We start from the raw sequence: 18991 nt of genomic DNA, 5'->3' as shown, positions 1-18991 counted from the left end.
TCAGGCCGCCTTCCGTGCCGCGGACTTGCTGAACGAGGGGTTCTCCCAGATGACGGTGCCGCCCTGGCCGAGCCCGATGCACATCGTGGTGATGCCGTACTTGACGTCGGGACGCTCGGCGAACTGCGCCGCGAGCTGGTTCATCAGGCGGACGCCGCTGGAGGCGAGCGGGTGCCCGACGGCGATCGCGCCGCCCCAGGCGTTCACGTTCGGCGAGTCCTGCGCGATGCCGTAGTTGTCGAGGAACGCGAGCACCTGCACGGCGAAGGCCTCGTTGATCTCGAACAGGCCGATGTCGTCGATCGACAGGCCGGCCTTCGACAGGGCCTTGTCGGTGGCGGGGACCGGGCCGACGCCCATCACCTCGGGCTCGACGCCGGCGAAGGCGAACGAGACCATGCGCATCTTCGTCGGCAGGCCGTGCTCCGCTGCGCCGGCGGACGACGCGAGCAGGCTCATCGTCGCGCCGTCGTTCAGCCCCGCGGCGTTGCCGGCGGTGACCCGTCCGTGGGGCCGGAACGGCGTCTTCAACGCGGCCAGGGCCTCCAGGGTGGTGCCGGGACGCGGCGGCTCGTCGGCCGACACGATGTCCCAGCCCTGACCGGTGTTGACCTCGACCGGGATGACGTCCGGCTGCAGCTTGCCGGCGCCCCAGGCGGCGGCGTAGCGCTGCTGGGACTGCACGGCGAAGGCGTCGGTGCGGTCCTTCGTGATGGCGGGGAAGCGGTCGTGCAGCCGCTCGGCGGTGGCGCCCATGACGAGGGCGTCGCTCGAGACCATGCGCTCCGCGACGAAGCGCGGGTTCGGGTCGGCGTTGAAGCCCATCGGGTGGCGTCCCATGTGCTCGACCCCGCCGGCGATGGCGATGTCCGCGGCACCGAACGCGATGGCTCCCGCGAGCGTCGTGACGCTCGTCATGGCACCGGCGCACATGCGGTCGATGGCGTAGCCGGGGACGGACTTCGGCAGGCCGGCGAGCATGCCCACCGTGCGGCCGAGGGTCAGGCCCTGGTCGCCCTGCTGGGTCGTCGCGGCGACGGCGACGTCGTCGACGGCGGCTCCGTCGAGGGAGCTGTTCCGGTCGAGCAGGCCGCGCATCGCGTGCACGGCGAGGTCGTCGGCGCGGGTCCGCCAGAACACCCCCTTCTCCCCGGCGCGTCCGAACGGTGTCCGCACGCCGTCGACGAACACGACGTCTGATGCCTTTGCCAAGCTGGCCTCCACAGATCCACATCGATCGAGTCAGGGCGCTCGGTCGCGCCCTGACCCTGGCCGGGGCAGACCCCGGCGACGACCCGACGCTATGCCCCGCGGCTGAGGGGCCGCATGTCGGTTGGTCGGTTCCTACGACGAGGCGGGAGTCGCCCCGCCGTCGTCCTGTCCGGCTGCCACAAACGCCTCGGCGATGCGGGCGGCGGTCTCCTCGACCTGCCAGGGGCGCGCGTCGAGGGCCACGAGGGCCGCTCCGACACCCGCGGTCGAGACGTCCGCCGGCGGTTCCCACGCCACCGTCCGGAGGGTGTCCGGGGTGAGGAGGTTCTCCAGCGGGATGTCGAGCTCCTCGGCGCGCGCGGCGACGGCGGCACGTGCCGCCTTGTAGCGGCGGTCGGCCTCGGGGTTGCGGTCGGCCCACGCGCGGGGCGGCGGCAGGGTCGGTTCGCCACGGCCGCGGAGCTTCGGCAGGTCCTCGGTCGTGCGGCCGGCCTCGACGGCGGCCCACCAGCGGTCGAGCTCGGACCGGCTGGCACGACCGGTGAAGGCCTTGACCGCCGACAGGTCCTTGCGGGTCTCCGGTGCGGCTGCGGCAGCGGCGACGATGGCCGCGTCCGGGATCGTCCGGCCCGGGGCGATGTCGGTCTCCTGGGCGAAGGCGTCACGGGCCTCCCACAGGGACCGGGCGATGGCGAGGGCGCGCTGCCCGCGGAGCGCGTGCATGCCGGACAGGCGACGCCAGGGCTCGGCCTTCGGCGGCTTCGGGGCGCGGTTCAGCACCGCGTTGAACTCCTGCTGCGCGATCTGCGTCTTGCCGGCCTCGTCGAGCTGGGCGGCGAGGGCGTCCCGGAGGTCGGGGAGCAGCTCGACGTCGAGCGACGCGTACACCAGCCACGACTGCGGCAGCGGACGGGTCGACCAGTCGGCGGCCGAGTGCGCCTTCGCGAGCGTGATCCCGAGGAGCTGCTCGACGACGGCACCGAGGCCGACGCGGGGGAACCCGGCGATGCGGGCGCCGAGCTCGGTGTCGAAGATACGCGTCGGGACGAGGCCGACCTCGCGCAGGCAGGGGAGGTCCTGCGACGCGGCGTGGAACAGCCACTCCTCGTCGACGATCGCGTCCTGCAGCTCGCGGAAGTCCTTGATGGTGATGGGGTCGAACAGGAACGCACCGGCTCCGCGGCGGAACACCTGGATGAGGTAGGCGCGCTGGGAGTAGCGGTAGCCGCTGGCACGCTCGGCGTCGACCGCGACGGGGCCGTGTCCGGCGGCGATGCGCTCGACGGCGGCGAGGTAGTCCTCGCGCGACTCGATGACCTTGACGGCGTCGTGGGTCGCCTCGAAGGACGGGGCGGCGGCGGGGACGTCAGCGGAGGCCGTTGCGGCCGGTGCCGGGGCGTCGGCAGGCCGCGCGTCGACCGGCGTCTGTGCGTCGTCCGAGGAAGGAGCAGGCGCCGCAGCAGGCGCGACAGCAGGCGCCGCAGCAGGCGCGACAGCGGGCGCCGCCGCAGCGTCGGCCGCCGCCTGCACCGACTCCGGCACGGCGAACGGGTCGATCGGGACGCGGCGGGGAGCAGCGGGGTCAGTCACGGGCGAGCCTCCTGGGGCCGAGGAGCGTCACGCCGTCCGACGACGGCGGGAGTCCTGCGAGCATGGCGACGATCTCCTCCCAGGCCTCGACGTGCGCGACGAGGTCGGTGCCGCGCGGCGTCCACGACGCCCGGAGCTCCAGCTGTGCGCCGTCGCCCTGGGCCGCGAGGTCGCCGTAGCCGCGGGAGATGATCTTGGTTGCGGTGCCCGACGCGTGGTCGTACTCGGCCCCGTGGGCCGCGAGGGCGTCCACCAGCCAGCTCCACGTCACGTCGGCGACGAACTCGTCGACGCCGATCTCCGGCTCGAGGGGCGCCTGCGCGAACGTCACGATGCGGAACGCGCCGGCCCACCCGGCGGGCTCGGACGGGTCGTACAGCGCGATGAACCGGCCGGTGCCGAGGTCGGAGTCGACCCCGTGCTCCACGCCGGACACGTCCGCGGCCAGGGCGATCGAGAACGGCGCGAGACGGGACGGCGACGGGATCTCGGTCACCGTGGTCTCGCTGCGGATCCCACCCGTCGACACGAACGCGCGGAGGCCGGCGAAGGCCTCCGGTTCGGCCGTGGGCTCATGGGTGTCGGACACGAATGCAGACTAGGCTCCGGACCATGTCCCGTTCCGCGCGACCCGCCGTGGAGCCGGCGCAGGGTGCAGCGCGCTCCGCCGGACTCATCGCCCTCGGGACCGGTCTCGCCGCCGCTGCCGTGGGCACCGCCGTCGTCGGGGGCTTCGTCGCCGCGATCGCCCGGATGGTCGTCACGCCGGACCGCAAGCGCACCGAACGGGTCCCGATCATCGAGGTCGACCGCATCCACGGCACCGTCACCCTCGAGCGCACGCCCGACACCGAGCTGCAGGGCCGCTACAGCCTGTGGTTCGGCGGCGGCACCGGCCACATGCGCGTCGGCGACGTCCTCGCCACCACACCCGGCACGGTCACGCGCCGCATCATCGCGATCGACGCCGGCGACCCCACCGATGCCCGCCGCGGCCGGTGGGGCGGCTGGTTCTACCTCACCCCGGGCGAGCTCGACGTCCCGGTCGAGGACGTCGACGTCCCGACGCCGAACGGTCCCGCGCCCGCGTGGGTCGTCCGCGCCGACGACCCCGCCGCGCCCTGGGCTGTCCTGGTGCACGGCCGTGGCGTCACCCGCGCCGAGACCATCCGCGCCGTGCCGGTCTTCCGCGCCGCCGGCTACTCGGTGCTCCTCGCCTCGTGGCGGAACGACGGCGTCGCCCCGAAGAGCGTGGACGGCCGCTACGGCCTCGGCTCCACCGAGTGGGAGGACGTCGACTCCGCCCTCCGCTGGGTCGCCGCCCACGGCGCGACGAGCGTGGTGCTGATGGGCTGGTCGATGGGCGGCGCGGTCGTCCTGCAGACCCTCGTGCGGTCGCCGCTGGCGCACCTGGTCGACGGCGTCGTGCTCGAGTCGGCCGTGGTCGACTGGCACGCGGTGCTGAAGTCCCAGAGCCGGGCGATGCGCCTGCCGCGGGTGGTCAGGAAGGTGGCTCAGCGGGTGCTCCGCACGCCGGTGCTGCACCGCCTGGCCGGGCTCGCGCAGCCCGTCGACCTCCGCGAGCTCGACATGGTCGCCCGCGCCGACGAGCTGACGGTGCCGATCCTGCTGCTGCACAGCGACGACGACGGCTTCGTGCCGTCCTCCGCGTCGTACGCGCTGGCCGCGGCCCGTCCGGACCTGGTCCGGCTCGAGGTCGCGCACGAGGCCCGGCACACCAAACTCTGGAACCACGACGCCGACTGGTTCGACGCCCGCATCCTCGCGTGGCTGACCGAGGTGGTCCAGCGGGACGGCGCGGCCAGCGCGCGGTAGACACGACCGGACGACGGACGGGAGGCCCGTGGCGACGCCGCCACGGGCCTCCCGTCCGTCACCGGGTCGCCAGCGCGCTCAGGCCAGCGCGCGCACCTGCCGCTGGACGCGCCCGAGCATGCCGACCATGCCGCGGATGCGCAGGGGGCTGACCGCTTCGGACAGCCCGATGGTGAGCGGGTAGTCCGCCGGCACGGCGAGCACCTGCTCGACGGTCAGGCCGGACAGGCCCTGCGCCAGGATGGACGCGAAGCCGCGCGTGGTCGGGGACTCGCGCGGAGCGGTGGCGTGCATGCGGACGACGTCGGGGGCGTCGCCGTCCTCGCCGACCGTGACGAGGATGAACACGGGGGACTGGCACTCCTCGACGCGTTCGAGTTCGTCCTCGTGGCCCTGCAGGCGCTCCGGCAGCGCGGGCAGCTCGTTCGAGAACTCGAGGAGCAGCTGCAGCCGGTCGGCCTGGGTCAGCGCGAGGAAGTCGTCGCGGGTCTCGGCGAGGACGGCGGGGAGCTCGGTGGTGTCGCTCATCGGGTCGGCAGCGCTCCCGGCTCGGTGCCCTGCACGATCGGGACGCGGACGGCGCTGCCCCACTCAGTCCAGGAGCCGTCGTAGTTGCGGACGTTCTCGTAGCCGAGCAGGTGCTGCAGGACGAACCACGTGTGGCTCGAGCGTTCCCCGATGCGGCAGTAGGCGATGACCTGGTCGGCGTCACCGATGCCGGCACCCTCGCGGTACACGGCGTCGAGCTCGGCGCGGGACCTGAACGTGCCGTCCGGCGCCGCCGCGGTGGCCCAGGGGATGTTCACGGCGGTGGGGATGTGGCCGCCGCGCAGCGCCCCTTCTTCCGGGTAGTCCGGCGCGGTGGTGCGCTGCCCGCTGTACTCCGGAGCGCTGCGGACGTCGATGAGGGGCTCGCCGAGGTGGGCGAGGACGTCCTCCTTGAAGGCGCGAACCGGGGCGTCGTCGCGCTCGACGACCGGGTACTCGGCCGGGGTCACGGTGGAGCGGTCGGTCGTGACGGGACGGTCCTCGGCGATCCACTTCGCGCGGCCGCCGTCGAGCAGGCGGACGTCCTGGTGGCCGAAGAGCGTGAAGACCCAGAGGGCGTAGGCGGCCCACCAGTTGTTCTTGTCGCCGTAGATGACGACGGTGGTGTCGCGGCCGATCCCCTTGCCGCCGACGAGCCGGGCGAAGGCCTCGCCGTCGATGTAGTCGCGCTGCACCGGGTCGTTGAGGTCCGTGTGCCAGTCGATCTTCACGGCACCGGGCACGTGGCCGGTCTCGTAGAGCAGGACGTCCTCGTCGGACTCCACCACCACGAGGTCCGCGGTGCCGACGGCTCCGGCGTCGAGCTGGTCCTGCAGCCACGCGGTCGAGACCAGCCGCTCGGGGTGGGCGTAGTCGCGGAACGTGTCGGACGGGTCGACCGGTGCGGTCATCGGGGGGCCTCCTTGAGCGTGGTGGCGCCGGACTAGGATCGGTGCTCGGCGTCGGGAGCAACGGTACGCGGACGTACTGTCACCCCGGTGCAACGTGACCGCGCACGACACCCTTCCCGGAAGGCACCCATTGCCCCAGCACCTCGTCGACCGTGACCCGCAGGTGTCGCCGCAGCAGATGGCCGCGGCGCTGGTGCCCCCGCCCCAGTTCACGGACGCGTCGTTCGACTCCTACCGTCCGGACGCGGACTACCCGTCGCAGGCCGACGTCCGCGACGCCGTCGCCGCGTTCGTCGCGACCCGCCCGGAGCCGGCGAAGCGCGGGCTGTTCGGGCGCCGGCGCTCGTCGTCGCCGGAGACGCCGACGACGTCCGGGGTCTACCTCGACGGCGGGTTCGGTGTCGGCAAGACCCACCTGCTCGCCGCGGCGTACCACGCGGAGCCCGGCCGCAAGACCTTCGGCACGTTCATCGAGTACACCGCGCTCGTCGGTGCGCTCGGCTTCCAGGGCACGGTGGACCTGCTCCGCGGCACGTCGCTCGTGTGCATCGACGAGTTCGAGCTCGACGACCCGGGCGACACCATGGTGATGACCCGGCTGATCCGGGAGCTCAGCGACTCCGGCACCCGCTTCGCCGCCACGTCGAACACGCCCCCAGGAGCCCTCGGCGAGGGCCGCTTCGCCGCGCAGGACTTCCTCCGCGAGATCCAGGCGATGTCCGACCGGTTCGACACCATGCGCATCGACGGTCTCGACTTCCGTCGACGGGCCGTGGACGAGTCGGCTCGCGTCGTGTCCGACGTCGCCGCCGAGCTGCCGGGAGGCTCCGCCCAGGTCACACAGGACGACTTCCGGTCCGTCGTGGCCCACCTGGCATCGGTGCACCCCTCGAAGTACGTCGCGCTCGTGGACGGGCTCGACGCCGTCGGGCTGACCGACGTGGCCGAGTTCCGCGACCAGACCGACGCGCTGCGCTGGGTGGCGCTCGTCGACCGGCTGTACGACGCCCAGGTGCGGATCGTCGCGTCGGGGACGCCGCTCGATGCGGTGTACCCCGAGTCGATGCTCGACGGCGGGTACCGCAAGAAGTACCTGCGTGCCGCGAGCCGCGTCGTCGCGCTGACCCGCGCCCTGGACTGAGCCACCTGCGCGCCGTGCGGCCACGGGGCGGGGTCCGGGGGAGCCTCCAGGCCGGTCCGGTGCCCGTGCTGGCCCGTCCGGTGCCCGTGCTGCCCGGTGCGTTCCCTGCCGGTCCCGTGCGCTTTCCTGCCTGCCGGTAACACGACGTTTACACGGCGGCGCATCGCGTTACACCCGCGAAACACGCTGCGTTCCCCTGCGAAACACCACCTCGCCAGACTCTGTCCTACCCGAGGCGGACACGGTCGGTCCCCGTTGCACAGCAAGCACCGCCGACGTGGAAACCGCACTGCAACCGAGAGGTGAGACATGCTTGATCAGGGCAACACGACGTTCGTGTTGGTGATGGCGGCGCTGGTGTTGTTCATGACACCAGGCCTGGCGTTCTTCTACGGCGGACTGGTGAAGGCCAAGTCCGTCATCAGCATGATGATGATGTCCTTCGGAGCGATCGCGCTCGTGAGCGTCCTCTGGGTGCTCTACGGCTACGCGATCGCGTTCGCCAACACCGGGGACCACACGGCGATCTCCGGTGTGGTCGGGTTCTTCAGCATCGACTGGAACCAGCTCGGCCTCGGCCAGGCGTTCGAGGAGGCCACGGCCTCGAAGATCGACGCCGCCTACCCCTCCATGGCCTTCGTCGGCTTCCAGGCCACGTTCGCGATCATCACGGTCGCGCTCATCTCCGGTGCGATCGCCGACCGTGCCAAGTTCGGCGCGTGGATGATCTTCGCCGGCGTCTGGGTCACGGTCGTCTACTTCCCGGTCGCCTCGTGGGTGTTCAACCTGACCTCCGGGTGGGCTGCCACGTGGGGCGTCATCGACTTCGCCGGTGGCACCGCGGTGCACATCAACGCCGGTGCCGCGGGTCTCGCCCTGGCGATCGTCCTCGGCAAGCGTGTCGGGTTCGCCAAGGGTGCGCACAAGCCGCACAACCCGCCCTTCGTCCTCCTCGGTGCCGCGATCCTGTGGTTCGGCTGGTTCGGCTTCAACGCCGGCTCCGAGGGCGCTGCTGACGGCATCGCCTCCATCGCCTGGGTGAACACGCTCGCCGCCCCCGCCGCCGCGATCCTCGGCTGGCTGCTCATCGAGAAGCTCAAGGACGGCAAGGCCACGTCCGTCGGTGCCGCCTCGGGTGCCGTCACCGGGCTCGTCGCGATCACCCCGGCCTGTGCTGCGCTCACCCCGGGCTGGGGCATCGTCCTCGGCTTCCTCGCCGGCATCGTCTGCTGCTTCGCGATCGACTGGAAGTACCGCCTCGGCTTCGATGACTCGCTCGACGTGGTCGGCGTGCACCTGGTCGGCGGCATCTTCGGCACGCTGTTCCTCGGCTTCTTCGCCAACGACACCGGGCTGATCTACTCCGGCTCGTTCGAGCAGCTCGGCAAGCAGGCCGCCGCTGCCGGCGCCGTCGGGGCGTACTCGTTCGTCCTGGCCTTCATCATCGGCTTCGTCATCGAGAAGACGATCGGCTTCCGTGTGAAGACCGAGGACGAGGTCGCCGGCATCGACACCGCGGTCCACGGCGAAGAGGGCTACGTCCTCTACGACGAGGAGGACCGCACGCCGGTCAACGTCCGGTAGGTCTGGATCCCGTTCGACGGCCCCTGCGCTCTGGCGTGGGGGCCGTCGGCGTGTGTGGGGCGCAGGCGCGGGGTCGGCGCGGGTGTCTGGCGCGTGGGTGTTCGCGCGTGGTGCGAGGTTGGCCACTCCGTGCCGGGACACGAGGTCGCACGGGGTTGGGAATCGGGCACGGGCTGAGCGGAGGCGCACGGTGCGCGGTCGGCGCTGCGCGCACCGAGCGTGGGTGGCCACATGGCGGAGGCCCGGTGCGCGTCGGACGCGCACCGGGCCTCCAGGCTGGTTGGTCAGGTCACCAGGCGAAGTCCTCCGGCGACGTCTTGTGGCCGGGGAACAGCTCGTCGAGGCGCGAGAGCGCGGCGTCGTCGAGGCGGATGTCCGTCGCGCGGACGGCCGACTCCCACTGCTCCATCGTGCGCGGGCCCGTGATCGGCGCGGTGACGCCCGGCTGGTGCAGGAGCCAGGCCAGCGCGAGTTCGCCCGGGGTGTGGCCGAGCTCCTTCGCGAAGGCCTCGTACGCCGTCAGCTGGTCGCGGTGGCCCTCGACGTACTCGGCGCTGCGGCCGCTGAGGCGACGCGAGCCCTGCTCGGTCTTCTCGATGATGCCGCCGAGCAGGCCACCCTGCAGCGGGGACCACGGGATCAGGCCGAGACCGTAGTGACGGGCGGCGGGCAGGACCTCGCGCTCGACGTCGCGGACGACGAGGTTGTAGATCGACTGCTCGCTGACGAGGCCCAGGAAGTTGCGGTGCTTCGCGGCCTCCTGTGCCTGGGCGATGTGCCAGCCGGCGAAGTTCGAGGAACCGACGTAGAGCACCTTGCCCTGGGCGACGGCGAGCTCCATGGCCTGCCAGATCTCGTCCCACGGGGTGTCCCGGTCGACGTGGTGCATCTGGAAGAGGTCGATGTGGTCGGTCTGCAGACGACGGAGGCTGGCGTCGAGCGACTGCCGGATGTTGTACGCCGAGAGCTTGCCGCCGTTCGGCCACTCGATCATCTCGCCGTAGACCTTCGTGGCCAGCACGGTCTTCTCGCGACGGCCACCGCCCTTGGCGAACCAGCGGCCGATGATCTCCTCGGTGGCACCCTTGCCCACCGAGCCGCCGTAGCCGTTGGCGGTGTCGAAGAAGTTCACGCCGAGCTCGTGGGCCCGGTCCATGATCGCGTGCGAGTCGTCCTCGCTGGTCTCCGGTCCGAAGTTCATGGTGCCGAGCACTGCTCGTGACACCGACAACCCTGTCCGTCCGAGGTGTGTGTAGTCCATGGGTCTGGTCTACCCGCTGCTCTCCGAGGGCTGCCAGGCCCTGCGAGTACCGGTGATGGAGACCCGAGGAGGACACATGCCAGCGAAGGACGAGATCCCGAGCACCCTGCAGCGGTCGCCGGAGCACGCGCAGGAGATCTACGCGAAGACGCTCGACTCGGCGAACGAGACGTACGGCGAGGGGGAGCGTGCACATCGCACCGCCTTCGCCGCCGTCAAACACGAGTACGAGAAGGTCGGTGACCACTGGGAGGAGAAGGAGTCCGCTGGGCCGTCGGACTCCGGTGCCGCGGGCACGCGCGGTTCCGGCACGACCGAGGATGGTGTGGACGCCAACGCGTCGAAGGCGCACCTGATGGACGTCGCGAAGCGGCTGGAGATCAGCGGACGGTCCTCGATGAAGAAGGACGAGCTGGTCGAGGCGATCAAGAAGGCCAACGCGCGGGCGACCGCGAAGGCGCGGCGTTGAGGGGGCTCCCGCTGTGCCGTCGCGGTCTGACGACCTTGCCGGCCTTGCCGGCCTTGCCGGCCTGACTTCGGACGGGAGGCGCGTGGCGGTGTCGCCACGGGCCTCCCGTCCGGTCCATCGTGCGGTCAGAGCGCGGTGTCGGACCGCCGCTGCTGGTCGCCGGTGTCCTCGGCGTCGTCCTGCTTGCCCTTGCGGCGCCAGGGCAGTCCGCGGCCGAGCTGCTTCGGGGCCTTCTGGTCGAGGATCATCGGGAACTGCGTCGGCGGGAGCCCGAAGCCCTCGCGCGAGGCCTGGATCACCTTGCGCCCGAGCGCGTGGTTGCCGATCCCGCCCACCGCCGCTCCGATGCCGAAGGGCAGTGCACGCCCGAGCATCGACGTGCCCTGACGGGCCACGAAGCGCTTGATGAACGAGTCGCGGATCTGCTTGCCGATCCCGCTGACCGCCTGCTTGGGCAGCGACGACGCGACCATCTCGCCCCAGAACGCCGTCCGGACCTGACCGCCGGCCGCCTGGCCCGCGAGCTGCTTGATGAGCTGTGTGCCCGGCGCGCCGAGGATCATCGCCATGACCAGGGTGCGCGAGCGTTCCGGGTCGTCGAGGGCGATGCCGTGCACCTCGGTCACGGACTGCGCGAACAGTGCCGTGGTCTCGAGGAAGCCGATCGTCTCGGCGCCGCTGAGGCCGAAGCTCGCCACCATGCCGATGCCGGGCACCACCGCACTCGCACCCACGGCAGCGCCGCCTGTCGTCACTGCGGCGAGGTACTGCCGCTCGAGGATCTGGATGATCTCGGCGGGCGACGCGTTCGGGTGCCGACGCCGCACAGCGTTGACGTGTGCGATCACGACAGGGCGCTGGACGTCGATCACACGGTCGAGCATCTTGGCCCAGCCCGTGGTGGTGGTGGGGACGTCGGGCTTGGGGGTGGTCTGGTCGATCGGCGCGGAGGGCAGGGGGATGATCGCCTGGTCCCGCTGGTCCGACCGGTTGTTCTGCTTCGGGGCCATGCCGCAACGCTACGCCGAGCATGTGGAAGGCTCGCTGGATGGCTCCAGAACACGCGCTCGACAGCGTCCGGCGAGCGGCCGGGTACCGCACCGTCGCCGAGGTTGCGGCACTTGCTCCTCGGGTGGCGGTGTTGGACCCGGGGTCTACGCTGGTGGCCGGTGCGGTCGAACTCGGCGACGGCGTCGTGCTGTACCCGGGTGTCACTTTGTCAGCGCGTGGTGCAGGGGCGATCACGATCGCAGCCGGGACGGTGCTCGGCCCGGGGCCGGTCAGCGTGATCGCCGACGGCGGGCGAGTGTCGATCGGGGCCGGAGTCGTCCTCGGGCCGGGTGGCGTGACCATCGTCGCTCGTCGGGGCTCCGCCGTCGAGGTCGCCGACGAAGCACGCCTCCACGGTGGTGCGTTCGTCGAAGGGCCGGCGTCGTTCGGGGCGGGAGCGCAGCTGCTCGGGGCAGTGGCAGTCCGGGACGTGGTGCTCGAGGGCGGTGGCGACCACGCAGCGCCGGACCCGGACGATCGGGGTGGCGTGATCAAGGGCACGGGACGGGTGCACGGGGCCCGGGTTGGTGTCGGCGAGGTCATCGGTGTCGGCGCGGGCGGACGTCCGGACACGTCGGAGCACGTGGTCGACCGGCAACGGGCACACCACCCGGTGGACAGGGCGATCTGAGGGGCTCTCTGCTCCCCGGCGCTCGTGTCGGTCATCGGCACGGGATGCCAACGCGGACGAGCGCGGCCCGGATGGTCTCGAGGTCCATCAGGTCCGACCAGCTGAAGCGGACGACGGCCCTGACCTCCGGGAACGACCGGAGGAAGTCCTCGCGCCGTTTCTCCTGCCAGTGGGCGTCGGCGGTCGTCGACCCGCCGAGCATCGCCGGGTCCTCGTACTTGGCTCGACCGTCGATCTCGACCACGACGCGCTGGTCCGGGAACCAGAAGTCGACCCTGGTCCGCCGTTCGCCGGGACGCGCGAACTCGTGCTGCTGGACCGGGTCGGGTGCTCCCAGCTGGCGGAAGCGCACGCGTCCGATCGACTCCGCTGGTGAGTCGGACAGCGGCGACCCCATCGCCAGCGCTCGGCCGGCGCGGGCATGCTCCTTCGGATCGACCGCGGACAACTCGTCGACGAGCATCTCCGGCAGGACCAACCTGCGGCCGAGTGCTGCGTCGATCATCGGCACCGAGGCGACGGCTGGCGCTGTGGCAGCGACATCGACGAGCGTCCGCACGAGCGAGGTGACCGATGCGCCGCAGAAGGTGGTCGCCGACGTCGGTTCCAGTCCGCTCCATCGGCTCGTCTGCTGCACCGTGACGTCCGGGTGTACGAACAGGAGCGTCGTCGAGTCCGGACTCGCCCGTCGGGGGTCCCGGACGTGCAGGCGACTCGGGGGCGGTTCGACGAACGGCATCCCGTGGATCGCTGCGGCAGTCGCGTGCGAGTAGCTGCGCGGAGGACGTACTGACGGCGCGGACGCTCGGGCCAGGAGGACGTGGTGCTCCTCCGGGAGGAGTTGCTCCAACGCCTCGACCTGGACGAACACGCCAGGCCGCACGACGTGCAGTTCCCCGCGACGGGCACGACGTTGCAGGGCCCGCCGCTCGGCGCTCTCGTGGTCGGCTGTCCGGATGAGTGGGACGGCCAGGACTCGTTCGTGCATGGCCCCACAATCGCGTTTCCAGAGCAGCCACGAGGCCGCCGTGGCTCATCTGTGGATGGCGAGCCGAGCCTCCAGGCTGTGGTGGAGCCGCGCGGCGGAACGGGCGACAACGTCGATGTCGTACGACAGCGATCTTGTCGCGGGCTCGCCGGGGAACGTGTGTCGAGGGGGGGCATGCGACACCGTCGATGTCGTACGACAGCGAGCTTGTCGCTGGCTCACTCGAGAACCCGCCGCGCGTGCGCCGTGCGACAACGTCGAGGTCGTACGACAGCGATGGTGTCGTTTTGAGTCGAGGCGGCGGCGGAGGCGGCCGAGCGGCGGCAGCCGAGCGGCAGGCAGAGAGGAGCGCGCGCCCGCCCCGCGCTACCCGCGGACGAGCTCGGCGCGGAGCGGCAGGTCCTGTCCGTCGAGGATGAACTGGGCGCCGACACCGGTGCGGGCGTTGACCACCACGGGCGCGAGCAGGTTCACGGTCATGCCCGAACCAGAACCAGAACCCGAACCCGAATCGCCGGAACCGGACCCGGCGTTCGCCACGACGAGCAGCATCGCGTCCGCGGCCGAGTCCAGCCCGATCGAGGCGGCCTGCACGTCCGACAGCTCCGGCGCGTAGGACGGCAGGTGCACCGCGGCGTCGAGCAGGAACAGCCGCGGGTCCTCGACCCCGGTGTCCGTGGTGCCCGAGCCGACCAGCGCGAACAGGCCGTCGGTGTGCTCGATGGGGGAGAGCACGAAGGCGGAGAGCGGCTCGAGGCCGAACGGCGCGACGGTGAAGGTGAGGGCGATGTTCATCGGAGGTAGTCCATCAGGGTCGGCTGCAGCACCTTCGCGGTGACGGCGAGTGCTGCCTGGTAGTTGGTCTGCTGGAGCTGGAGGTCGAGGACGGCCTTCGCGAGGTCCTTGTCCTCGACCGACGACCGGCGTGCCTCGAGGTCCACCGAGGAGGACTTCAACGAGGACTGCGCGGTGAGCGCGGACGCGTGCCGCACGCCGACGTCGGCCTGCACACCGCGGACGGTCGTCAGGTGTGCGTCGAGCTCGTTCAGCCGGGGGTTCACGTTCACGCCGTTCTGCAGGTCGGTCACGATGGAGTCGATCGCGGCGAACACCGACGTGCTGCCGGTGCCGAACACGGCCTGCCCCGAGGTGTCGACGCGGACCGAGGCGCCGTCCCCGATGCGACGGTCGACGGTCGCGGTGGACGACGCCCACCCGGTGGCCGGGTCGAACGCGGTCGCCGCGGTGGTCGAACCGGCGAACACGGAACGCGAGCCGTACTTCGTGTTGGCGGACGCGGCGAGGTCGGCGGACAGGGCGCGGAGCTGCGTCACGACGGCGTCCCGGTCGGTGTCGCTCATGCTGCCGGTGTTGGCGGCTTGGACCGTCAGGTCCCGGGCCTTCGCGAGCACGGAGTACACGTCCCCGAGGGCGCTGTCGGTCGTGGCGAGCCAGCCTGCGGCGTCGTCCGCGTTGCGGGTGAACTGCGCGTTCGCGGCCTGCTCCTTGCGCACCTGCATCGCGGACGCGGTGCCGACGGGGTCGTCGGAGGGCTTGCCGATGTTCTTCAGCGTGGTGGCCTGCTCGGTCAGCTGCGCGAGCTTCGCGGCTCCGGCCTGCAGCCGGTTGGTCGCTGCCGCCATGGACATCTGGGTGGTCACACGGGCGATCACGGTCATCCCCTCCCGACGAGGCCGACGCGGTTGATGAGGGTGTCGAGCATCTCGTCGACGGCGGTCAGGACGCGCGCCGCGCCCTGGTACGCGTGCTGGTAGCTCAGCAGGTTCACGTTCTCCTCGTCGAGGTCGACGCCCGCGCTGGACTGCTGCTGGGTCCTGGCGCTGGTGAGCGCGAGGCCGGAGAGCGTGGACTCGGACGTCGCCGACCGGGAGGCCGTGCCCACGCCCGCCACGAACGCGGACCAGGTGCGGTCGGGAGCGTCCAGGGCAGCGCCGAGCTGCCCGACGGCGTCCGCGACGGAGCCGTCGTGGTCGCCGGCGGCGTTCCGCGTCGCGAGTCCACTCGCGTCGGTGGGCAGGACCGTCAGGCCCTGCGCAGCGGGGACACCGGCAGCGAGGGCGAAGAAGTCGGTCCCGGTGGCGCCGCCTGCGGTCGTGCCGGTGCGGTGCACGGCGTTCACCTGCGTGGCGATGGCGGTGGCGGTGGCGTCGTAGGCGGCGGAGGCCTGCGCGAGTGCGCCGCCCGTCCCGCCCTGGTTCGCCGGGGCGAGCAGGGAGAGGTTGCCGGCGATGGAACCGCCGCCGAGCCCGACGGCCGAGCCGGAACCGGAGGTCCAGGTCAGGGTGAGCGGGGCGCCGTCGCCGAGTCGGGTGCCGCCGCCCAGGGCGATCGACCGGGCGTCGCTGCCCTGCACGAGCGGGTTCCCGCCGATGAGCACGTCGACCGTGCCGTCGGCGTTGGTCCGGGTGGTGCCGCCCGCGAGCGATGCGACCTGCTCGGTGAGCTGGTCGCGCTGGTCGAGCAGCTCGTTGGCGCTGCCGCCGCCCGCCAGGGTGGTGCGGATCCGACCGTTCAGGTCGGCGATCTGCTTCGCCGCGTCGTTGAGCTGCTGGACCTGACCGACGACCGTCCCGCGGACGCTCGTCCACTGGGCGTCGACGGCCTTCGAGCCACTGGCGAGCGCGGCGACGACGGTGCCGGCCGCGCCGAGGAGTGCGGTCCCGGCGCCGGGGTCCTCGGTGTGCGACGCGAGGTCGCTCCACGACGACCAGAACGCGTCGAGCTTCGCGGACAGTCCGTCGGTGCCGGGCTCGTGTAGCCCCGTCTCGAGCTGGTCGAGGGCGGTGGCCCGGGTGGTGGCGTACGCGGATGAACCCGCCGCCGCACGCACGCCCGCGTCGAGGGTCATCGAGCCGAGCCGCGCGATCCCGTCGATGGACACGCCCTGGCCGGCGAGGGCAGCGGTGCCGCGCATGAAGCCCGTCTGCGCCGTGGGGACCGACGTCTGCGTGACGCGCTGCCGCGTGTAGCCCGTGGTGTTCACGTTGGCGATGTTCTGCCCGGTGACGTCGATGCCGGCGCGGGCGGCGCTCAGGCCGGAGTACGCGGTCGCGAGGGACCCGAAGGTGCTCACCATGGCTACAGGCTCCCGTCGAAGAGGCGTGCTTCGCTGCCCGGTCGACCCGAGACACCGGAGGCGTCGTAGGTCGCGGTGTCGCCGACGGACCCGGCGAGGGTCTCCTCGGTCGACTGTCCGGCGGTGCGGAGGAAGCGGTCGTTCTCGTCGCGGAGGGCGCCGATCTGCGTCGTCAGTTCGAGCATCGCCTGCAGGTGCGACGCGAGGATCTCGCCCCACGGTCCGGCCGGGGCAGCGGCGACGACCTCGCGCAGGGGAGCGTCGGGGTCGACGCCCCACTCCTCGGCGACGGCGGCGCTCTGGGCACTGCGCTCGAGGCCGGTGGTGCGGAGGCGTGCGAGCACCTGCTCGACCTCACGGCTGGCGTGCGAGACCCAGCGGGAGCGGCCGGCGGCGAGCAGCAGCTGCTCCTCCTCGAGCTTGAAGGTGAGCATCTCGAGCAGCTCTCGTTCGCGCCAGAGCACGGCAGACAGGTCGTTCACGCTCATCAGCTCCTCCCGTTGTCGGTCGTCCAGTCGGACACGGTGGACTATCGGCCAGTCCGGCAAGCGCGTAAGCACGACACCCGACGCGGCCCGCCGCCACCCTCAGAACAGGGGACAGGAACGACCGTTCTCCTGCCCGTGTCCCCCCGAATGCGGACCCTTTGACACCCCTCGTCCCCCCGCATTGGGGCCGTTCACAGGGGTGTCCAGGCGATTGCCAGCCGATACCTTCAGAAGCGCACCACCGGGGGACACCCGGACGGCGTCGGGAACGGCGCAGGTGCACCGCTCGGAGGGAACCGAGCGGGACCTCGGCGTACCGACCGGCCACCACGCGGCCGGTGTTCGTCGTGCCCACGGACGGGGTCAGTCAGCACGAGTCGACCAGGGGAAGACCAATGGACCGCACCGAACGCAACGCGATGATCGTCGAACACCTGCCGCTGGTGGGCTACATCGTCGCGGACGTCCGCGCCCGTGCCACCCACCTCGACCGCGACGACCTCGCCGCCGTCGGTTCGCTCGCGCTCGTCGCGGCCGCCGACGCGTTCGACCCCACCCTCGGCGTCCCGTTCGGCGCCTACGCCCGGACGCGCATCACCGGTGCGCTCGCGGACGACATGCGCTCCGCCGACTGGGCGAGCCGCGGCACCCGCAAGCGCATCCGCGAGGTCCTCGCCACGCAGGAAGCCCTGTCCGCTCGTCTCGGCCGCAGCGTCTCGGTGCAGGAGATCGCCGACGCGATGGGCGTGGACCGTCAGACCGCCGTGGACGCGATGAGCGACGCCGGCCGCACGACGAGCCCGATCGACGAGACCGTGCACGACACCGTCGCCGCCGACCTGCCGCTTCCCGGCGACGAGCTCGTCGACACCGAGCGTGACCGCTACCTCCGCGCCGCCGTCGAGGCCCTGCCGGAGCGCATGCGCTTCGTCGTCGAGGCCGTCTACTTCGGCGACCGCTCGGTGACCGACGTCGCCGCCGAGCTCGGCATCACCCACTCGGCGGTCTCGCAGCAGCGCTCCGAGGCGATGCGCCTGCTCCGCGACGGCCTCGCCACGCACTACGGCGACGGCCAGCCGGCCCCCGAACCCGCGTCGCGCACCACCGCCGCGCGCCGCAGCGCCTACCTGGCCCGCGTGGCCGCGAACGCCACGGCCGGCGTCGCCCGAGCCGTCCAGCACGCGACCGCGACGCATCAGGTGGCCGCGAGCTGAGACCAGGAGGACGGTCGGCGCGGAAAAAACGCTCCGGTTCTCCTAACGCCTCCGGCCGCCCGGCCGACAGGCAACGATGCCAGCCCACGGACGGGCCGGCGAAGACCCACACTTCACGGAGGAAATCACCATGGGTATGTCCATCAACACCAACCTCTCGGCACTCAACACGTACCGGAACCTGAACTCGACGCAGAACGACCTGTCGAAGTCCCTCGAGAAGCTCTCGACGGGTCTCCGCATCAACCGTGCTGCCGACGACGCGGCCGGTCTGTCGATCTCCGAGGGGCTGAAGTCCCAGGTCGGTGGCCTCACGGTCGCCGCCCGCAACGCGCAGGACGGCATCTCCGTCGTGCAGACCGCTGAAGGTGGCCTCACCGAGACCCACTCCATCCTCCAGCGCATGCGTGACCTCGCCGTGCAGGCCGGCAACGACTCCAACAACGCCGACTCGCGCACCGCCATCACGACCGAGGTCGGCGAGCTCCAGAAGGAGCTCACCCGCATCTCGGCCTCGACCAACTTCAACGGCATCAACCTGCTCGACGGGTCTGCCGGTGCGGGCAAGGACGGCAAGCTGACGTTCCAGGTCGGGGCGAACGGCGACGACGCCAGCAAGATCGACGTCGACCTCTCCGGCGCGAACGTGAAGACGGTGGCCGACGCGCTCACCACGGGGACCGGCGGCAAGCTCGCGTTCGACACGAACGCGAACTCGCAGCTGGCGATCACCGCGATCGACGCGCAGATCAAGTCGGTCTCGACCGCTCGCAGCAACATCGGTGCCGTCCAGAACCGCTTCGACCACGCCATCAACGTGACGAACGTGGCCAAGGAGAACCTGACCGCTGCGAAGTCCCGCATCACCGACGTCGACATGGCGGAGGAGATGGTCAAGTACACGCGCGACAACATCCTCAGCCAGGCCGGCACGTCGATGCTCGCGCAGGCGAACCAGAGCACGCAGGGCGTCCTGTCGCTGCTCCGCTAG

Annotated in this window: 19 protein-coding genes; 7 read left to right on the top strand and 12 right to left on the bottom strand. The window is 71.7% G+C overall.

Annotated features, from left to right (window positions below):
- The 3 genes from ITJ68_RS09535 to ITJ68_RS09525 form a co-directional block, all read right to left on the bottom strand.
- The gene (locus ITJ68_RS09535; protein ID WP_194661043.1) at positions 1 to 1212 is read right to left on the bottom strand and encodes a thiolase family protein; all 1212 of its coding nucleotides are present in this window, start codon (positions 1210 to 1212) and stop codon (positions 1 to 3) included.
- A 132-nt stretch (positions 1213 to 1344) separates the two neighbouring features.
- Positions 1345 to 2526 (bottom strand): HRDC domain-containing protein, encoded by a 1182-nt coding sequence (locus tag ITJ68_RS09530; protein WP_194661405.1) that lies wholly within the window; start codon positions 2524 to 2526, stop codon positions 1345 to 1347.
- Between the two features lie 268 nt (positions 2527 to 2794).
- Positions 2795 to 3391 carry a DUF3000 domain-containing protein gene (locus ITJ68_RS09525; protein ID WP_194661042.1) on the bottom strand — a complete coding sequence of 199 codons (597 nt, stop codon included), beginning with the start codon at positions 3389 to 3391 and terminating at the stop codon, positions 2795 to 2797.
- Between the two features lie 23 nt (positions 3392 to 3414).
- Between ITJ68_RS09525 and ITJ68_RS09520 the strand changes: the two genes are divergently transcribed.
- Positions 3415 to 4638 carry an alpha/beta hydrolase family protein gene (locus tag ITJ68_RS09520; RefSeq protein ID WP_194661041.1) on the top strand — a complete coding sequence of 408 codons (1224 nt, stop codon included), beginning with the start codon at positions 3415 to 3417 and terminating at the stop codon, positions 4636 to 4638.
- A gap of 78 nt (positions 4639 to 4716) precedes the next feature.
- On the opposite strand, the gene ITJ68_RS09515 is transcribed toward ITJ68_RS09520, so the two are convergent.
- Entirely contained in the window at positions 4717 to 5166 is a 450-nt protein-coding gene (locus ITJ68_RS09515) for a SufE family protein (RefSeq protein WP_194661040.1), read from the bottom strand.
- The gene (locus ITJ68_RS09510; protein WP_194661039.1) at positions 5163 to 6077 is read right to left on the bottom strand and encodes a sulfurtransferase; all 915 of its coding nucleotides are present in this window, start codon (positions 6075 to 6077) and stop codon (positions 5163 to 5165) included. Before ITJ68_RS09510 ends, ITJ68_RS09515 begins: the two co-directional genes overlap by 4 nt.
- Positions 6078 to 6207: 130 nt before the next feature.
- Between ITJ68_RS09510 and zapE the strand changes: the two genes are divergently transcribed.
- Together zapE and ITJ68_RS09500 are read left to right on the top strand one after the other, a co-directional pair.
- Positions 6208 to 7218: a cell division protein ZapE gene (gene zapE / locus ITJ68_RS09505; RefSeq protein ID WP_267238467.1), complete on the top strand. Its 1011-nt coding sequence runs from the start codon at positions 6208 to 6210 to the stop codon at positions 7216 to 7218.
- Positions 7219 to 7527: 309 nt separating this feature from the next.
- The gene (locus tag ITJ68_RS09500) at positions 7528 to 8802 is read left to right on the top strand and encodes an ammonium transporter (RefSeq protein WP_194661038.1); all 1275 of its coding nucleotides are present in this window, start codon (positions 7528 to 7530) and stop codon (positions 8800 to 8802) included.
- Between the two features lie 289 nt (positions 8803 to 9091).
- On the opposite strand, the gene ITJ68_RS09495 is transcribed toward ITJ68_RS09500, so the two are convergent.
- Complete coding sequence (locus ITJ68_RS09495; RefSeq protein WP_194661037.1) at positions 9092 to 10063, bottom strand: aldo/keto reductase; 972 nt, start codon at positions 10061 to 10063, stop codon at positions 9092 to 9094.
- A 76-nt stretch (positions 10064 to 10139) separates the two neighbouring features.
- Between ITJ68_RS09495 and ITJ68_RS09490 the strand changes: the two genes are divergently transcribed.
- On the top strand, positions 10140 to 10532 hold the full coding sequence (locus ITJ68_RS09490; RefSeq protein WP_194661036.1) for a ChaB family protein: 393 nt from the start codon (positions 10140 to 10142) through the stop codon (positions 10530 to 10532).
- 125 nt (positions 10533 to 10657) lie between these two features.
- Here the strand turns inward: ITJ68_RS09490 and ITJ68_RS09485 are convergent, their stop codons facing one another.
- On the bottom strand, positions 10658 to 11542 hold the full coding sequence (locus tag ITJ68_RS09485) for a hypothetical protein (RefSeq protein WP_194661035.1): 885 nt from the start codon (positions 11540 to 11542) through the stop codon (positions 10658 to 10660).
- A gap of 38 nt (positions 11543 to 11580) precedes the next feature.
- Between ITJ68_RS09485 and ITJ68_RS09480 the strand changes: the two genes are divergently transcribed.
- On the top strand, positions 11581 to 12213 hold the full coding sequence (locus ITJ68_RS09480) for a hypothetical protein (RefSeq protein WP_194661034.1): 633 nt from the start codon (positions 11581 to 11583) through the stop codon (positions 12211 to 12213).
- A 31-nt stretch (positions 12214 to 12244) separates the two neighbouring features.
- Here ITJ68_RS09480 and ITJ68_RS09475 read toward each other — a convergent pair whose 3' ends face one another.
- The 5 genes from ITJ68_RS09475 to ITJ68_RS09455 form a co-directional block, all read right to left on the bottom strand.
- Complete coding sequence (locus tag ITJ68_RS09475; protein ID WP_194661033.1) at positions 12245 to 13201, bottom strand: hypothetical protein; 957 nt, start codon at positions 13199 to 13201, stop codon at positions 12245 to 12247.
- Positions 13202 to 13567: 366 nt separating this feature from the next.
- Positions 13568 to 13996 (bottom strand): flagellar assembly protein FliW, encoded by a 429-nt coding sequence (gene fliW / locus ITJ68_RS09470; RefSeq protein ID WP_194661032.1) that lies wholly within the window; start codon positions 13994 to 13996, stop codon positions 13568 to 13570.
- The gene (gene flgL, locus ITJ68_RS09465; RefSeq protein WP_267238466.1) at positions 13993 to 14880 is read right to left on the bottom strand and encodes a flagellar hook-associated protein FlgL; all 888 of its coding nucleotides are present in this window, start codon (positions 14878 to 14880) and stop codon (positions 13993 to 13995) included. Before flgL ends, fliW begins: the two co-directional genes overlap by 4 nt.
- A complete protein-coding gene (gene flgK, locus ITJ68_RS09460; protein WP_194661030.1) occupies positions 14877 to 16298 on the bottom strand; it encodes a flagellar hook-associated protein FlgK in 1422 nt (473 codons plus the stop codon). Before flgK ends, flgL begins: the two co-directional genes overlap by 4 nt.
- A 2-nt stretch (positions 16299 to 16300) precedes the next feature.
- A complete protein-coding gene (locus ITJ68_RS09455) occupies positions 16301 to 16786 on the bottom strand; it encodes a flagellar protein FlgN (protein ID WP_194661029.1) in 486 nt (161 codons plus the stop codon).
- 395 nt (positions 16787 to 17181) lie between these two features.
- Between ITJ68_RS09455 and ITJ68_RS09450 the strand changes: the two genes are divergently transcribed.
- Complete coding sequence (locus ITJ68_RS09450; RefSeq protein WP_194661028.1) at positions 17182 to 18000, top strand: sigma-70 family RNA polymerase sigma factor; 819 nt, start codon at positions 17182 to 17184, stop codon at positions 17998 to 18000.
- A 130-nt stretch (positions 18001 to 18130) separates the two neighbouring features.
- Positions 18131 to 18991: a flagellin gene (locus ITJ68_RS09445; protein ID WP_194661027.1), complete on the top strand. Its 861-nt coding sequence runs from the start codon at positions 18131 to 18133 to the stop codon at positions 18989 to 18991.

Origin of the sequence: Curtobacterium sp. VKM Ac-1395 (assembly GCF_015350975.1) — a bacterium.
In the GTDB taxonomy this organism is placed as follows: Bacteria; Actinomycetota; Actinomycetes; order Actinomycetales; family Microbacteriaceae; genus Curtobacterium.
This window is presented reverse-complemented; position numbering and strand designations above follow the sequence as displayed.

Excerpts from the sequence above, each read along its gene's own strand:
- ITJ68_RS09510 (WP_194661039.1), bottom strand. The coding sequence starts at position 6,077 with ATGACCGCACCGGTCGACCCGTCCGACACGTTCCGCGACTACGCCCAC.
- ITJ68_RS09455 (WP_194661029.1), bottom strand. The coding sequence starts at position 16,786 with ATGAGCGTGAACGACCTGTCTGCCGTGCTCTGGCGCGAACGAGAGCTG.
- ITJ68_RS09495 (WP_194661037.1), bottom strand. The coding sequence starts at position 10,063 with ATGGACTACACACACCTCGGACGGACAGGGTTGTCGGTGTCACGAGCA.
- fliW (WP_194661032.1), bottom strand. The coding sequence starts at position 13,996 with ATGAACATCGCCCTCACCTTCACCGTCGCGCCGTTCGGCCTCGAGCCG.
- ITJ68_RS09450 (WP_194661028.1), top strand. The coding sequence starts at position 17,182 with ATGGACCGCACCGAACGCAACGCGATGATCGTCGAACACCTGCCGCTG.
- ITJ68_RS09515 (WP_194661040.1), bottom strand. The coding sequence starts at position 5,166 with ATGAGCGACACCACCGAGCTCCCCGCCGTCCTCGCCGAGACCCGCGAC.
- flgK (WP_194661030.1), bottom strand. The coding sequence starts at position 16,298 with ATGGTGAGCACCTTCGGGTCCCTCGCGACCGCGTACTCCGGCCTGAGC.
- ITJ68_RS09500 (WP_194661038.1), top strand. The coding sequence starts at position 7,528 with ATGCTTGATCAGGGCAACACGACGTTCGTGTTGGTGATGGCGGCGCTG.
- ITJ68_RS09475 (WP_194661033.1), bottom strand. The coding sequence starts at position 13,201 with ATGCACGAACGAGTCCTGGCCGTCCCACTCATCCGGACAGCCGACCAC.
- ITJ68_RS09480 (WP_194661034.1), top strand. The coding sequence starts at position 11,581 with ATGGCTCCAGAACACGCGCTCGACAGCGTCCGGCGAGCGGCCGGGTAC.
- ITJ68_RS09485 (WP_194661035.1), bottom strand. The coding sequence starts at position 11,542 with ATGGCCCCGAAGCAGAACAACCGGTCGGACCAGCGGGACCAGGCGATC.
- flgL (WP_267238466.1), bottom strand. The coding sequence starts at position 14,880 with ATGACCGTGATCGCCCGTGTGACCACCCAGATGTCCATGGCGGCAGCG.
- ITJ68_RS09490 (WP_194661036.1), top strand. The coding sequence starts at position 10,140 with ATGCCAGCGAAGGACGAGATCCCGAGCACCCTGCAGCGGTCGCCGGAG.
- ITJ68_RS09520 (WP_194661041.1), top strand. The coding sequence starts at position 3,415 with ATGTCCCGTTCCGCGCGACCCGCCGTGGAGCCGGCGCAGGGTGCAGCG.
- ITJ68_RS09445 (WP_194661027.1), top strand. The coding sequence starts at position 18,131 with ATGGGTATGTCCATCAACACCAACCTCTCGGCACTCAACACGTACCGG.